Here is a 15,268-nt window from a genome sequence, read left to right on the forward strand (position 1 = left end):
GATCGCGCACATGACAGCACTCGACCTCAGCAGTCCCGTGGCCGTGGTCGGCACCGGCACCATGGGCCAGGGAATCGCCCAGGTCGCGCTGGTCGCGGGCCATCCCGTGCGGCTGTACGACGCCGTCCCGGGCCAGGCCCGTCAGGCGGCCGGCGCGATCGGCGCGCGGCTCGACCGGCTGGTGGAGAAGGAGCGCCTCACCGCCGCCGAGCGGGACGCGGCGCGGGCCCGGCTGCGGCCCGTCGACGAACTTGGCGGGCTCGCCGGCTGCTCCCTGGTCGTGGAAGCCGTCGTGGAGCGTCTTGACGTCAAGCAGGAGCTGTTCCGGGCGCTGGAGGACGTCGTCCCCGACGACTGTCTGCTCGCCACCAACACCTCCTCGCTGTCCGTCACGGCGATCGGCGGCGCCCTGCGTCTGCCCGGACGCTTCGTGGGCCTGCACTTCTTCAACCCCGCGCCGCTGCTGCCGCTCGTCGAGGTGGTCTCCGGGTTCGCCACCGACGTCACCTGCGCCACACGCGCGTACGAGACGGCCCGCGCCTGGGGCAAGACGCCCGTCGCCTCCGCCGACACCCCCGGCTTCATCGTCAACCGGATCGCCCGGCCCTTCTACGCCGAGGCCTTCGCGGTGTACGAGTCGCAGGGCGCCGACCCGGCCACCGTCGACGCGGTGCTGCGCGAGTGCGGCGGCTTCCGCATGGGGGCCTTCGAGCTGACCGACCTCATCGGGCAGGACGTCAACGAGTCCGTCACCCACTCGGTGTGGCAGTCCTTCTTCCAGGACGTGCGCTTCACTCCGTCCCTGGCCCAGCGCCGGCTGGTCGAGTCCGGCCGCCTCGGACGCAAGAGCGGCCGGGGCTGGTACGACTACGCGGAGGGCGCCGAACGCCCCGAGCCGCACACCGCCGAGCCCGCCGGGCCGCCCGCGTACGTCGTCGCCCAGGGTGATCTGGGGCCCGCCTCGGAGCTGCTCGCCCTGATCCGCGAGGCCGGGATCGAGGTGCGCGAGGAGGACGAGGACGAGGGCACCCGCCTGGTGCTGCCCGGCGGCGGCCAGCTGGTGCTCGCCGACGGCCAGGCCTCGGTGGAGTTCCTTGACGTGGTCTACTTCGACCTCGCCCTCGACTACCGCACGGCCTCGCGCGTCGCCCTGTCGCACTGCCAGGACACCTCCGCGCGGACCGTCGCCGAGGCCACCGGCCTGTTCCAGGCGCTCGGCAAGAAGGTCAGCGTCATCGGGGACGTCCCCGGAATGATCGTCGCGCGGACGGTGGCCCGGATCATCGACCTCGCGGTCGACGCCGTCGCCAAGGGAGTCGCCACCGAGGACGACGTCGACACCGCGATGCGACTGGGTGTGAACTACCCCCTCGGCCCCTTCGAGTGGAGCCGCCGCCTGGGCCGCGGCTGGGCCGGTGCCCTGCTCGACGAACTCCACGGGATCGACCCGTCCGGCCGCTACGCCCCGTCCCTCGCGCTCTACCGGTACGCGTGCGCCGCCCCCACGAGGGAGGACACCCCATGACCACCGCCAAGCGCGACACCTACACCCCGGAGACGCTGCTGTCCGTCGCCGTCCAGGTGTTCAACGAACGCGGCTACGACGGCACCTCCATGGAGCACCTCTCCAGGGCGGCCGGCATCTCCAAGTCGTCGATCTACCACCACGTGGCCGGCAAGGAGGAACTGCTGCGCCGCGCGGTGAGCCGGGCACTGGACGGGCTCTTCGGGATCCTGGAGGAGGAACACGCGCGCGTGGGCCGCGCCGCGGAACGGCTGGAATACGTCGTACGGCGCATGGTGGAGGTGCTGATCGCCGAGCTCCCGTACGTGACGCTGCTGCTGCGGGTGCGCGGCAACACGGACACCGAGCGGTGGGCGCTGGAGCGGCGGCGCGAGTTCGACCACCGGGTGGCGGGGCTGCTGAAGGCGGCGGCGGCAGACGGGGACGTGCGCGAGGACATAGAGGTGCGCCTGGTGACCCGGCTGGTCTTCGGGATGATCAACTCGATCGTGGAGTGGTACCGGCCGGACGGGCGCGGCATGAACGAGCGCGAGGTGGCCGACGCGGTGGTGCAGCTGGCCTTCGGAGGGCTGCGCAAGGCCCTCTGAGGCCCCCGGCCACCCCACCCGGCCGTCCCCGGGGCCCCTCACCCCTGCGGTTCGAGGTCCTCCTCCTCGAACACCAGCAGGGTGCGCGTGCTCAGCACCTCGGGGATCGCCTGGAGCCGGGTCAGCACCAGCTCGCGCAGCGTCCGGTTGTCGGGCGTGTGCACCAGCAGCAGCACGTCGAAATCCCCGCCCACCAGGGCGATGTGCGAGGCGCCGGGAAGCTGTCTGAGCTGCTCGCGGACCGTGCGCCAGGTGTTCTGCACGATCTTCAGGGTGATGTACGCGGATGTTCCGTGACCGGCCCGCTCGTGGTCGACGCGGGCTCCGAAACCCCGGATGACGCCGTCCTCGACGAGCCGGTTGATCCGCGCGTACGCGTTCGCGCGGGAGACGTGCACCCGTTCGGCGACCGAGCGTATGGACGCGCGGCCGTCCGCCTGGAGCATCCGCAGGATGTCCTGGTCGATCGCGTCCAGGGGCCGCGCGGGAGGCAGCGGCACCGTCCCCTCCTGGCCCTCGGCCATTTGTTCAGATGCCACCCGCCCCCACCTCTCCGCCGTGGACGTACTGCATCCATCTCAGGTTGTGGAGAACCGTTTGTCCACAGCCTGGTGCCACCCGTAGCCAAAATGTGCCGGCGACCGAACAATCGGTTGGTGAGGCGCGTCACAGACGCCGTGCCTCCGTCTTCTCACGAGGAGGTGCCGTCATGACGGTCATGGAGCAGCGGGGGGCCTACCGGCCGACCCCGCCGCCCGCCTGGCAGCCCCGTACCGACCCCGCGCCGCTGCTGCCCGACGCGGAGCCGTACCGCGTGCTCGGCACCGAGGCGGCCGCCGAGGCCGACCCGGAGCTGCTGCGCCGGCTGTACGCGGAGCTGGTGAAGGGCCGCCGCTACAACGCGCAGGCCACCGCCCTCACCAAGCAGGGCCGTCTCGCGGTCTACCCCTCCAGCACCGGCCAGGAAGCCTGCGAGGTCGCCGCCGCCCTCGTGCTCGAGGAGCGCGACTGGCTCTTCCCGAGCTACCGCGACACCCTCGCCGTCGTGGCCCGGGGGGTGGACCCCGTGGAGGCCCTCACGCTGCTGCGCGGCGACTGGCACACCGGCTACGACCCCCACGAGCACCGCGTGGCCCCGCTGAGCACTCCGCTCGCCACCCAGCTGCCGCACGCCGTCGGTCTCGCGCACGCGGCCCGCCTCAAGGGCGACGACGTGGTCGCGCTCGCCATGGTCGGCGACGGCGGCACCAGCGAGGGCGACTTCCACGAGGCGCTGAACTTCGCCGCCGTCTGGCAGGCACCGGTGGTCTTCCTCGTGCAGAACAACGGCTTCGCCATCTCGGTACCGCTCGCCAAGCAGACCGCGGCACCGTCGCTGGCCCACAAGGCCGTCGGCTACGGCATGCCCGGCCGCCTGGTCGACGGCAACGACGCCGCCGCCGTGCACGAGGTCCTCGCCGACGCCGTACGCCGCGCCCGCGCGGGCGGCGGCCCGACCCTGGTCGAGGCGATCACGTACCGCGTGGAGGCCCACACCAACGCCGACGACGCGACCCGCTACCGGGGCGACGCCGAGGTGGAGACCTGGAGGCGGCACGACCCGGTCGTGCTGCTGGAGCGGGAGCTGACCGGGCGCGGACTGCTCGACGAGGCCGGTGCCGAGACCGCCCGTCAGGACGCCGAGGCGATGGCCGCCGACCTGCGGGCCCGGATGAACCAGGACCCCGCGCTCGACCCCATGGACCTCTTCGCGCACGTCTACGCCGAGCCCACCCCTCAGCTGGTGGAGCAGCGGGAGCAGCTGCGGGCCGAGCTGGCGGCCGAGGCCGAACCGGAAGGGGCGCAGTGATGACCACCGTCGCCGCCAAGCCGGCCACCATGGCGCAGGCCCTCAACCGCGCGATGCGCGACGCCATGGCCGCCGACCCGTCCGTGCACGTCATGGGCGAGGACGTCGGCGCCCTCGGCGGTGTCTTCCGGATCACCGACGGACTCGCCAAGGAGTTCGGCGAGGACCGCTGCACGGACACGCCGCTGGCCGAGGCGGGCATCCTGGGCACGGCGGTGGGCATGGCCATGTACGGGCTGCGTCCGGTCGTGGAGATGCAGTTCGACGCGTTCGCCTACCCGGCGTTCGAACAGCTCCTCTCGCACGTGGCGAAGACGCGCAACCGCACGCGCGGGACGATGCCCCTGCCCCTCACCATCCGCGTGCCGTACGGCGGCGGCATCGGCGGCGTGGAGCACCACAGCGACTCCTCCGAGGCGTACTACATGGCGACCCCGGGGCTCCATGTCGTCATGCCCGCGACGGTCCCGGACGCCTACGGCCTGCTGCGGGCGGCCATCGCCTCCGACGACCCGGTCGTCTTCCTGGAGCCCAAGCGGCTCTACTGGTCGAAGGACGCCTGGAACCCCGAGGAGCCGGCGGCCGTTGAACCCATAGGCCGTGCGGTGGTGCGGCGCTCCGGCCGGAGCGCCACGCTCATCACCTACGGGCCGTCCGTACCCGTCTGCATGGAGGCGGCCGAGGCGGCCCGGGCCGAGGGCTGGGACCTCGAGGTCGTCGATCTGCGCTCCCTGGTGCCGTTCGACGACGAGACGGTGTGCGCCTCGGTGCGGCGGACGGGACGCGCGGTCGTCGTCCACGAGTCGGGTGGCTACGGCGGCCCGGGCGGGGAGATCGCGGCCCGGGTCACGGAGCGCTGCTTCCACCACCTGGAGGCGCCGGTGCTGCGTGTGGCCGGGTTCGACCTGCCGTATCCGCCGCCGATGCTGGAGCGCCACCACCTGCCCGGTGTGGACCGGATCCTGGACGCCGTGGGGCGCCTGCAGTGGGAGGCCGAGAGCTGATGGCACAGGTGCTGGAGTTCAAGCTGCCCGACCTCGGTGAGGGGCTCACCGAGGCGGAGATCGTGCGCTGGCTGGTCGAGGTCGGCGACGTCGTCGACGTGGATCAGCCGGTCGTCGAGGTGGAGACGGCCAAGGCGATGGTGGAGGTGCCCTGCCCCTACGGCGGTGTGGTCACCGCCCGCTTCGGCGCCGAGGGCACGGAACTGCCCGTCGGCGCCCCGCTGCTGACCGTGGCGGTGGGGGAGACGGCCGAGGGCCGCAGGGCCGGCGGCACGGACACGGCGGACACCCCGGACACCGCCGCTGCCCCGGACACCGCGGACGCCTCGGGCGCGCGGGGCAAGGGGCCGGCCACCGAGGGCTCCGGCAATGTCCTGGTCGGCTACGGCACCTCCGAGGCACCGGCCCGGCGCCGCCGGGTGCGCCCGGGGGAGGCGGTGCCTCCCGCACCCGCCGCCCGTCCGATGAACGGGCAGGTCAGGACCGCGGAGCCCGCCGGCGCCCCGTCCCGCCCCTCCGGTGCCGCCGCGGACGGACCGGTGCCGGTGATCTCCCCCCTGGTCCGCAGGCTGGCCCGGCAGAACGGCCTGGATCTGCGGGAGATGACCGGCTCCGGACCCGACGGGCTGATCCTCCGGGCGGACGTGGAGTACGCGCTGCGTGCCGCCGCCGCCCAGGGCCGTACGGAGGCGGCGGCCGACGGACCGGGCACCCGGGCCACCCCGGCCCCGGCCGCCGCCCCCGCGGGCACCCCGGGCGTCACCCGCGTCCCCCTCAAGGGCATCCGGGGCGCCGTCGCCGACAAACTGTCCCGCAGCCGTACGGAGATACCGGACGCGACCTGCTGGGTGGACGCCGACGCCACCGAACTGATGCGCGCGCGGGCCGCCATGAACGCCGCCGGCGGCCCGAAGATCTCCGTCCTCGCGCTGCTGGCCCGGATCTGCACCGCCGCGCTCGCCCGTTTCCCCGAGCTCAACTCCTCGGTGGACACCGGGGCCAGGGAGATCGTCCGGTACGACGGTGTGCACCTGGGTTTCGCCGCGCAGACCGACCGGGGGCTCGTCGTCCCCGTCGTCCGGGACGCGCACACGCGGGACGCCGAGTCGCTCACCGCGGAGTTCGCCCGGCTGACCGAGGCGGCCCGGGCCGGGACGCTGACGCCCGCGGAACTCACGGGCGGGACCTTCACGTTGAACAACTACGGCGTGTTCGGCGTCGACGGCTCCACACCGATCATCAACCACCCCGAGGCCGCCATGCTCGGCGTCGGCCGCATCGTCCCCAAGCCGTGGGTGCACGAGGGCGAGCTGGCGGTGCGGCAGGTCGTGCAGCTCTCCTTCACCTTCGACCACCGGGTCTGCGACGGCGGTACGGCAGGAGGCTTCCTGCGCCATGTGGCGGACTGCGTGGAGCAACCGGCGGTGCTGCTGCGGACACTGTGAGTGGGCCGTGGGCTCTTCCCGGCCTCCCCACCCGCATCCGTGTGCCCCCGCGTTCCCTGTGATCGCGGGGGCACGCATACTCGGGGGGTGACCGAGTATCAGCCACCCGGTGATCCGTCCGGCGGCCCCTCCGGTGATCCCCGGGGCGGTCCCCCGGGCAGCCACCGCGGGGTACCCGACGTCGTGTACGACGCCGTCGTCCTGGCCGGCGGTGCCGCCCGGCGGCTCGGGGGCGCGGACAAACCCGGCGTGCGCGTCGGCGGACGGGCCCTGCTCGACCGGGTGCTCACGGCCTGCGCCGACGCCCGCGCCACGGTCGTGGTAGCCGACCCCCGCCCCACCGCGCGCCCCGTGGTCTGGGCCCGCGAGGAGCCCCCGGGCGGCGGCCCCCTCGCCGCGCTCGACGCCGGACTCCGGCACACCACGGCCGGCCATGTCGTGCTGTTCTCCGCCGACCTGCCGTTCCTCGACCGCAGCACCGTCGGGCGGCTGTTGGCGGCCCTCGGCCGGGGCACGGCGGACGGGGTGCTGCTGACCGACTCCGACGGCCGGGACCAGCCGCTCGTCGCCGCGTACCGGGCCGCGTCCCTGCGCCGTGAACTGGCCGCGCTGACCGGCCGGCACGGCGCCCTGACCGGACTCCCCCTGCGCCGGCTGACCGGCGCCCTCGATCTCACCCGCATCTCCGGCCCGGTGGCGTCCTTCGACTGCGACACCTGGGACGACATCGCCACCGCCAGGGCACGCATCAGGGAGCATGGACACGTGTTGGATGAATGGATCTCCGCAGTCAAGGACGAGCTGGGCATCGACCTGGACGTCGACACCGGCGCGCTGCTCGACCTCGCCCGGGACGCAGCCCACGGCGTGGCCAGGCCCGCCGCGCCGCTGACCACCTTCCTCGTCGGCTACGCGGCCGCACGGGCGGGCGGCGACCGCGAGGCCGTCGCCGAGGCCGCCCGCAAGGCCGCGGCGCTCGCGCAGCGCTGGGCGGACGAGGCCGCCCCTGCGGACGGGCCCCCGTCCGCCGGCACCACACCCGACGCGACCCCCGACACCCGCCCGGACGCGGGATGACCGCGCACGGCACCCGGGCCGACGAGGACGCCGACGACCTCGACGTCGAGGAGGCGCTCGCCCTCGTGAACAAACGCCCCGACCGCTCCCCGGGCGACCACGGCGGCGGCTCGCACCGTCCGCACCTCCGCGGCACCGCCTGGACCGAGGCCCGCGCCATCGCCGAACGCGCACCGCGCCACGGCACCCGCGGCCGCACCGGCTGTCTCCCGCCGGTCGCCGTCCCCCTCGACTCCGCCCTCGGTCTCACCCTCGCCGCCCCCCTCACGGCCCTCACCGACCTGCCCTCCTTCGACACTTCGGCGATGGACGGCTGGGCGGTCTCCGGTCCCGGACCCTGGGACGTACGGGAGGAAGGCGTTCTCGCCGGGCACGCCGAGCACGCGCCGCTCACCGACGGCGAGGCCGTCCGGATCGCCACCGGCGCCCGTGTCCCCCCGGACACCACCGCGGTCCTCCGCAGCGAGCACGGTCGCACGGACGACAAGGGCCGGCTGCACGCCACCGCCGCCGACCGCCCGCCGCACACCGTCTCCCACGGTCAGGACATCCGTCCCCGCGGCCAGGAGTGCCGCAGCGGCGACCAGTTGCTGCCCGCGGGCACCCTGGTGACCCCGCCCGTCCTGGGCATGGCCGCCGCCGCGGGATACGACACGCTCATGGCGGTCCCCCGCCCCCGCGCCGCCGTCTTCGTCCTCGGCGACGAACTGCTCGGCAAGGGTCTGCCCCACGACGGACTGATCCGGGACGCGCTCGGCCCGCTGCTGCCGCCCTGGCTGCGCGCGCTCGGCGCGGAGGTCACCGACGTCCGCCGGGTCGGCGACGACGAGCAGGCGCTGCACGACGCGCTCACCGGCTGCGACGCCGATGTCGTCGTCACCACCGGCGGCACCGCCGCGGGCCCGGTCGACCATGTCCACCCCACGCTGCGCCGCCTCGGCGCCGAACTGCTCGTGGACGGCGTCCAGGTGCGCCCCGGCCACCCCATGCTGCTGGCCCGCGTCAAGGACGGCCAGTATCTCGTCGGTCTGCCGGGCAACCCGCTGGCCGCCGTCTCCGGCCTGCTCACCCTCGCCGAGCCGCTCCTGCGGACCCTTGCCGCCCGCCCCGCCCCGGAGCCGTACACGCTGCCGCTGCGGGACGCCGTGCAGGGGCACCCGTACGACACACGGCTGATCCCGGTCGCCCTGCGCGGTGACCGGGCGTTGCCGCTGCTCTACAACGGTCCGGCCATGCTGCGGGGTGTCGCGGCGGCCGACGCGCTCGCCGTCGTACCCCCCGGAGGTTCGGGTCCCGGCGAGGAGGCGGAACTGCTCGACCTGCCGTGGGCGTCCGGAGGAATCGGGGTGTGTTTCACGTGAAACTTCCGGGCCAGGACGCCATAGCTCGCCAGGCGGACGAACATCTGGTGACCCATCGGGTGAAACTCCCGAGGAAACTGGTGGAGCATCCGGTCCGCCAGGTCGCCAAACGGCTGTCGATGGCGCTGGTGGTGCTCGTGGTGACGGCGTTCATCGTGTACGCCGACCGCGACGGCTACGCCGACAACTCCGACGGGCCTCTCGACCTCCTCGACGCCTTCTACTACGCGACCGTCACCCTCTCCACCACCGGGTACGGCGACATCACGCCGGTCAGTGACGGTGCCCGGCTCACCAACATCTTCGTCATCACGCCGTTGCGCGTGCTGTTCCTGATCATCCTGGTCGGCACCACCCTCGAGGCCCTCACCGAACGAACCCGGGAGGAGTGGCGACTGAACCGCTGGAGGTCCACGTTGCGCGATCACACCGTTGTCGTCGGATTCGGGACCAAGGGAAGGTCCGCGATCAAGACGGTCTGTGCGACCGGGCTCCGCAAGGAGCAGGTCGTGGTGGTCGATCCCAGTGCGAAGGCGATCGAGGCGGCCGCGGCGGACGGTTTCGCGGGTGTCATAGGGGATGCCACGCGCAGCGAGGTGCTGAAACAGGCCGAGGTGTACCGGGCGCGGCAGATCATCATCGCGACGCAGCGCGACGATACGGCGGTCCTGGTGACGCTGACGGCACGGCAGCTCAACCGGAACGCGAAGATCGTGGCCGCGGTGCGCGAGGAGGAGAACGCCCCACTGCTGAAGCAGTCGGGTGCCGACGCGGTCATCACCAGTGCCAGCGCGGCCGGGCGGCTGCTCGGGCTGTCGGTGCTCAGCCCCTCGGCCGGCATGGTCATGGAGGACCTCATCCAGCAGGGGTCCGGGCTCGACATGGTCGAGCGGCCGGTCATAAAGGCCGAGGTGGGCAAGACCCCCCGGGAGACGAACGACCTGGTGGTGAGCGTCGTACGCGGGCACCGGGTGCTGGGCTACGACGACCCGGACGTCGGGACCCTGGAGCTGACCGACCGGCTGATCACGATCGTGCGGGCGACGCCGGGCACCCAGGTGGCCCCCGACATCCGCCCGCTCCCCCGAAGCTGAGCCGCGCTCGCGGGAACCGGGCGGCGCTCGCGAGAACCGGGCCCGCCCCGGAGCCCGACCGGCTCCGGGGCAGGCCCGGTTCCGGCTACTTGCGGTTGTACAGCCGCATCGTGATGGGCCCGAAGACCACCACGAACAGCCCGGACCAGCCCAGCGTCCAGGCGATCTCGTCGGCCGGCCAGTCGCCCGCCATCAGACCGCGCACCGCGGACGCCAGGTGGGTGACGGGGCTGTTGTTGACGAACGCCTGGAGCCAGCCCGGCATGGTGCGCGGATCGACGAAGACGTTGGACAGGAAGGTGAGCGGGAAGATCACCATCATGCTGACGCTCATCACCGACTTCTCGGTACGCAGCATCAGCCCGAACATGGTCCAGATCCACGAGAAGGCGAACGAGAACACCAGCAGCAGGGCGATCCCGGCGACCACGCCGAGGAAACCGCCGTCCGCCCGGTACCCGAGCAGCAGCCCCATGGCGAGCATGACGACGGACGCGATGGTGTAGCGCAGGGCGTCGCCGAGCAGATAGCCGACCATCGCGGACGGCCGCCAGATGGGCAGTGAGCGGAACCGGTCGAAGACGCCCTTCTCGATGTCGACGTTCACCGAGACCCCGGTGTACATCGTGATCATCACGACCGACATCACCAGGATGCCCGGCAGCACGAACTGGATGTAGTCGTCGACCGAGCCCGCCAGCGCACCGCCGAAGAGGTACGTGAACATCAGCAGGTTCATGATCGGGAAGGCGGTGACGTCGAACAGCTGCTCCGGCACGTGCTTGATCTTCAGGATGGCGCGCCAGCCGAAGGTCAGGGACGTGGAGAGCGAGCCGGGCCGCGGCGGGCGCTCCTTGGCGACCAGCAGGGCCGCCAGCGACTCGGTGCTGACCGGCGCGAGTTCCTTGCTCTCGGTGCTCGTGGCCGTGCTCATGCCGCCACCTCGTCCTTCGGGTCGGGGCCGGTGCCGTTCTCGGCGTCCCGGGCGGTGTCGCGCCCGGTCAGCGCCATGAAGACCTCGTCGAGGCTGGGCTGCCCCAGGGAGAAGTTGTCCACCGTGATCCCCGCCCGGGTCAGCTCACCGAGTGCCCGTGCCGCCTGGTCGGCGGCGGAGTCGCTGGTCGCCGCGCTCAGGCGGGCGGTGAGGGCCACCGGGTCGGGTTCCGGCTGCACCTCGGCGGCCAGCAGCTCCCGCAGCAGCCGCTCGGCCTCGGGCCGCCGGTCCGCGTCCCGCAGCCGCAGGTGGACCGAGCCGGCGCCGACGGACGCCTTCAGCTCGCCCTTGGTGCCCTCGGCGATCACCTTGCCGCGGTCGATGACGGCGATCCGGGACGCCAGCTGGTCGGCCTCGTCCAGGTACTGCGTGGTCAGCAGGACGGTCGTGCCCTGGGCGACGACCGCGCGCACGATGTCCCACACCTGGTTGCGGCTGCGCGGGTCCAGACCGGTGGTGGGCTCGTCGAGGAACAGCAGGTCGGGGGTGTTGAGGATGGAGGCGGCGATGTCGATACGGCGCCGCATGCCGCCGGAGTACTGCTTGACCTGCTTCCCGGCCGCCTCCGTGAGGCCGAAGGCCTCCAGCAGCTGGGCGGCGCGGGTACGGGCGGCTGGCTTGCGGTGGCCGAGGAGCCGGGCCAGCAGGACCAGGTTCTCGGTGCCGGTGAGGTCCTCGTCCACGGACGCGTACTGGCCGGTGAGGCTCACCCGGCCGCGCACCTCGTCGGCCTCGTGGACGACGTCGTGACCGAAGACCCGGGCCTCGCCGCCGTCGGGCCGCAGCAGGGTGGCGAGCATCTTCACGGTGGTGGTCTTTCCGGCGCCGTTCGGTCCGAGGACGCCGTACACCGTGCCGGCCGGCACGGTCAGATCGACCCCGTCGACGGCCCGCGTCTCACCGAAGGTTTTGACCAGGCCCACGGTCTCGATCGCCGGGCCGGACGATTGCGTGCTCATGCTTCGGGTCCTTCCGCGTGCTGGGCTACGCAGGGAGAGACTCTCACCGTGGCGCAAACTCATCGGTCCCGCACATGGATTTTCCGTCAGCCGCGACCGTGGCCCGGGCGCCCCCGGAGGTAGCGTCCCCTCATGCATGCGATCACGATTCCCGAACCCGGTGGGCCCGAGGCGCTGGTGTGGGGCGAGGTCCCCGATCCGGTGGCCGGCGAGGGCGAGGTCCTGGTCGAGGTGGTGGCCGGGGCCGTCAACCGGGCCGACATCCTCCAGCGGCAGGGCTTCTACAACCCCCCGCCCGGCGCGTCCCCCTACCCCGGTCTCGAATGCTCCGGCCGGATCGCCGCCCTCGGCCCCGGGGTGAGCGGCTGGGCCGTCGGCGACGAGGTGTGCGCGCTCCTCGCGGGCGGCGGCTACGCCGAGAAGGTCGCCGTCCCGACCGGGCAGCTGCTGCCCGTGCCGGCGGGGCTCACCGTCGATCAGGCGGCGGCGCTCCCGGAGGTCGTCTGCACGGTCTGGTCGAACGTCTTCATGGTCGCCCACCTGCGCCCCGGCGAGACCTTCCTCGTGCACGGCGGCTCCAGCGGCATCGGCACCATGGCGATCCAGCTCGCCAAGGCCGTCGGCGCGAGGGTCGCGGTCACCGCGGGCACCGAGGAGAAGCTGGAGCGCTGCGCGGAGCTCGGCGCCGACATCCTGATCAACTACCGGGAGCAGGACTTCGTCGCCGAGCTGAAGCAGGCCACCGACGGCGCGGGCGCGGACGTGATCCTCGACAACATGGGCGCCAAGTACCTGGACCGCAATGTCCAGGCACTCGCGGTCAACGGCCGGCTCGCGATCATCGGCATGCAGGGCGGGGTCAAGGGGGAGCTGAACATCGGCGCCCTCCTCGCCAAGCGCGGCGCCATCAGCGCGACCTCGCTGCGGGCGCGGCCGGCGGCGGAGAAGGCGGCGATCGTGGCCGCCGTACGGGAACACGTCTGGCCGCTCGTCGAGGCCGGCCACGTCCGCCCGGTCATCGACCGCGAGATCCCGATGCCGGACGCGGCCACCGCCCACCGGGTCGTCGAGGACAGCGGCCACATCGGCAAGGTCCTGCTGGTCACGACGGCCTGACCCCGACAGACCACCCGCTCCGGCCCGGCTGCCGGAGCGGCGGGGCAGAACCCGGCCCCCGGCGGGCGTGGCGCGCGTGGGCCGGGCCCGCATCCGGATACGGCACCGGCCGTCCGGCCTGGCAGGCGCGCGGGCTCCCGGAGGCGGCCCAGTCGTGTGATTGGTGTACGTGCTCCGGGAGGCCGTCCGGTTCCGGGTACGAGCTCCCGGAGATCTCGGCGGCGTGGCACGTCGGCCGGCCCCCCGCTGGGGGCTGTCATCCGAATACAGCACCCGGCCGCCCACCCCCAGCCGCCGGCCCCCGGAACCCCGTGCCGCCACGGCCGGGGCACGGAACCCGCGAACCCGGCGCCACCACGGCGCACCGAACCGCCAGACCTGACGCCAGCGACGGCGCACCGGGCGGTCAGCCCCGACGCCAGCCACGGCGCACCGGACCGCCGGGCCCGACGCCAGCCAGCGCAGCGGACGGTCAGGCCTGGCGCCCGTCACGGTGCTCCGGACCGCCGGGCCCGGCGCTTCCACGGCGTACCGGACTGTCAGGCCTGACGTCAGCCTCAGCGCACTGAACCGTCAGGCCCGATGCCAGCCTCAGCGCACCGGTCGGTCAGGCCTGGCGCCAGCCTCAGCGCTCCGGGCGGTCAGGCCTGGCGCCAGCCACGGCGCACCGAACCGTCAGGCCCGGCGCCAGCCTCAGCGCAGCGGACGGTCAGGCCTGGCGCATGCGCAATGCGACGAAGGCGAGGCCGAAGCCCAGGCCGATGAGGACCAGGCCGCTGCCGAGCGGCAGGATGCGCAGGACGGGTCCGGTGCTCGCGGCCGCGTCCGGTGCTGCCGCCCGCGGAGTCGTGGAGGGCACCGGGACCGCCGCCGGGGACGCGGGCGCCTCGCGCGGGGTGCCATCGGCGGCGGGCGTCCGGGACACGGCCTCCTCCTGCTCCGGGCGCGGTACGCCGGTCCCGGCGTCCAGCCGATCGGCCGCGTCACCCGAGCCCGTGCCCGGGCCACCGTCGTCCGCCTCCCTCCGCTCCTCCCGCTCCCCGGGCTCCGTGTCCCGCCGGTTCTCGGTCTGTCCGTGCCGTCCGGGCCGCTCCCGGCCCTCGTCCGGCCGGTTCCCGCCCCGCGACGGCCGCTCGGAGGGCGCCGCCGCGGGTGACGACGCGGTCGGACCGGAGGACCGGGGGCCGGACCAGGGCGGCGAGGGCGAAGGCGAGGGCGACCGGGACACCGGTCCGGCGCCGACCCCCGACGCCGCCCGGTACGCCACGGCCGTCGCCGTCGCCGTCGCCGCATGGGCGGGCCCCGCGACCGGGCCGTACGGCAGCACCGCCGCCCCCGCCCCCAGAACAACCGTCGCCCCCACTACACGCAGCCATGGAGCCACGACCGTGACCTCCCGCGCCGGCCGGTGCTCGGTCGCACCGTCGGCAAGTTGGGCCGGATGGACGCCAAACAGCCTCGCATTCCCCACGGTTCCCGGCATTCCGGGTGCGCCCGTCGGGTGGACCTCCGGGCGCCGGCCGCTTCCGGGGGCGCCGCCGGGCCGGGTCACCGGTGTGCGAGACAATGACGGCATGGAGATGCCGAGGAACGAACGGTCGCCGGAGAATCCGCAGATCCTGGTCGTCGGCCAGGACGGCATGGCGCTCAGCGGCGGCAGCGGAGACGAGGACTCCCGCGAGACCCCGGTGACGGAACAGGTGGAGCAGCCGGCGAAGGTCATGCGGATCGGCAGCATGATCAAGCAGCTGCTGGAGGAGGTGCGGGCGGCTCCTCTGGACGAGGCGAGCCGGGCCCGGCTCAAGGAGATCCACTCCAGCTCGGTGAAGGAACTGGAGGACGGTCTGGCCCCCGAGCTGGTCGAGGAGCTGGAGCGGCTCTCCCTGCCCTTCACGGACGAGGCGACGCCGAGCGACGCCGAACTGCGGATCGCGCAGGCCCAGCTGGTGGGCTGGCTGGAGGGCCTCTTCCACGGCATCCAGACCACGCTGTTCGCCCAGCAGATGGCGGCCCGTGCCCAGCTGGAGCAGATGCGCCGCGCCCTCCCGCCCGGCGCCGGAGACGGCCCGGACGAACCGCACATGGGCGGCCGCTCGGGCGGCCCCTACCTGTAACCGTCCCAACTGTCCCTGCCCGAACGACCGAACGACCGAACCACCGAACGATCGAAGGATCGAAGGATCGAAGGATCGAAGGATCGAAGGATCGAAAGGGGCCCGGCATCGGGATGCCGGGCCCCTTTCGTGCGCCGTATCGC

At 73.4% G+C, this 15,268-nt stretch carries 14 protein-coding genes; 10 read left to right on the forward strand and 4 right to left on the reverse strand.

Annotated features, from left to right (window positions below; genetic code table 11):
• Positions 1-10 precede the first annotated feature (10 nt).
• Together ACZ434_RS18705 and ACZ434_RS18710 are read left to right on the forward strand one after the other, a co-directional pair.
• Entirely contained in the window at positions 11-1,525 is a 1,515-nt protein-coding gene (locus tag ACZ434_RS18705) for a 3-hydroxyacyl-CoA dehydrogenase (RefSeq protein WP_468457069.1), read from the forward strand.
• Positions 1,522-2,112 (forward strand): TetR/AcrR family transcriptional regulator, encoded by a 591-nt coding sequence (locus ACZ434_RS18710; protein ID WP_468457071.1) that lies wholly within the window; start codon positions 1,522-1,524, stop codon positions 2,110-2,112. The genes ACZ434_RS18705 and ACZ434_RS18710 overlap by 4 nt, the downstream gene beginning before the upstream one ends.
• Positions 2,113-2,150: 38 nt before the next feature.
• Here ACZ434_RS18710 and ACZ434_RS18715 read toward each other — a convergent pair whose 3' ends face one another.
• Positions 2,151-2,636: an Lrp/AsnC family transcriptional regulator gene (locus ACZ434_RS18715; protein WP_468457387.1), complete on the reverse strand. Its 486-nt coding sequence runs from the start codon at positions 2,634-2,636 to the stop codon at positions 2,151-2,153.
• A gap of 185 nt (positions 2,637-2,821) precedes the next feature.
• On the opposite strand from ACZ434_RS18715, the gene pdhA reads away from it, so the two are divergent.
• From pdhA to ACZ434_RS18745, 6 genes are all read left to right on the forward strand, one after another.
• On the forward strand, positions 2,822-3,961 hold the full coding sequence (gene pdhA, locus ACZ434_RS18720) for a pyruvate dehydrogenase (acetyl-transferring) E1 component subunit alpha (RefSeq protein ID WP_468457073.1): 1,140 nt from the start codon (positions 2,822-2,824) through the stop codon (positions 3,959-3,961).
• Positions 3,961-4,965, forward strand: a complete 1,005-nt coding sequence (locus tag ACZ434_RS18725; RefSeq protein WP_468457075.1) for an alpha-ketoacid dehydrogenase subunit beta — start codon at positions 3,961-3,963, stop codon at positions 4,963-4,965. The genes pdhA and ACZ434_RS18725 overlap by 1 nt, the downstream gene beginning before the upstream one ends.
• Positions 4,965-6,410 (forward strand): dihydrolipoamide acetyltransferase family protein, encoded by a 1,446-nt coding sequence (locus ACZ434_RS18730; RefSeq protein ID WP_468457077.1) that lies wholly within the window; start codon positions 4,965-4,967, stop codon positions 6,408-6,410. Before ACZ434_RS18725 ends, ACZ434_RS18730 begins: the two co-directional genes overlap by 1 nt.
• An 87-nt stretch (positions 6,411-6,497) precedes the next feature.
• Positions 6,498-7,487 (forward strand): NTP transferase domain-containing protein, encoded by a 990-nt coding sequence (locus ACZ434_RS18735; protein ID WP_468457079.1) that lies wholly within the window; start codon positions 6,498-6,500, stop codon positions 7,485-7,487.
• Complete coding sequence (locus ACZ434_RS18740; RefSeq protein WP_468457081.1) at positions 7,484-8,848, forward strand: molybdopterin molybdotransferase MoeA; 1,365 nt, start codon at positions 7,484-7,486, stop codon at positions 8,846-8,848. Before ACZ434_RS18735 ends, ACZ434_RS18740 begins: the two co-directional genes overlap by 4 nt.
• Complete coding sequence (locus ACZ434_RS18745; protein ID WP_468457084.1) at positions 8,845-9,942, forward strand: potassium channel family protein; 1,098 nt, start codon at positions 8,845-8,847, stop codon at positions 9,940-9,942. The genes ACZ434_RS18740 and ACZ434_RS18745 overlap by 4 nt, the downstream gene beginning before the upstream one ends.
• 85 nt (positions 9,943-10,027) lie before the next feature.
• Here ACZ434_RS18745 and ACZ434_RS18750 read toward each other — a convergent pair whose 3' ends face one another.
• Both ACZ434_RS18750 and ACZ434_RS18755 read right to left on the reverse strand, forming a co-directional pair.
• The gene (locus tag ACZ434_RS18750; RefSeq protein WP_468457086.1) at positions 10,028-10,876 is read right to left on the reverse strand and encodes an ABC transporter permease; all 849 of its coding nucleotides are present in this window, start codon (positions 10,874-10,876) and stop codon (positions 10,028-10,030) included.
• A complete protein-coding gene (locus tag ACZ434_RS18755) occupies positions 10,873-11,895 on the reverse strand; it encodes an ATP-binding cassette domain-containing protein (protein WP_468457088.1) in 1,023 nt (340 codons plus the stop codon). The genes ACZ434_RS18750 and ACZ434_RS18755 overlap by 4 nt, the downstream gene beginning before the upstream one ends.
• 132 nt (positions 11,896-12,027) lie before the next feature.
• On the opposite strand from ACZ434_RS18755, the gene ACZ434_RS18760 reads away from it, so the two are divergent.
• Positions 12,028-13,011, forward strand: coding sequence for an NAD(P)H-quinone oxidoreductase (locus ACZ434_RS18760; protein WP_468457090.1), 984 nt, complete (start codon positions 12,028-12,030; stop codon positions 13,009-13,011).
• A 709-nt stretch (positions 13,012-13,720) separates the two neighbouring features.
• Here the strand turns inward: ACZ434_RS18760 and ACZ434_RS18765 are convergent.
• Positions 13,721-14,395: a hypothetical protein gene (locus tag ACZ434_RS18765; protein ID WP_468457092.1), complete on the reverse strand. Its 675-nt coding sequence runs from the start codon at positions 14,393-14,395 to the stop codon at positions 13,721-13,723.
• Positions 14,396-14,585: 190 nt separating this feature from the next.
• Between ACZ434_RS18765 and ACZ434_RS18770 the strand changes: the two genes are divergently transcribed.
• A complete protein-coding gene (locus tag ACZ434_RS18770; RefSeq protein ID WP_468457094.1) occupies positions 14,586-15,125 on the forward strand; it encodes a bacterial proteasome activator family protein in 540 nt (179 codons plus the stop codon).
• The last annotated feature ends 143 nt before the right edge of the window (positions 15,126-15,268 follow it).

This window comes from Streptomyces sp. NPDC030893, assembly GCF_055571535.1.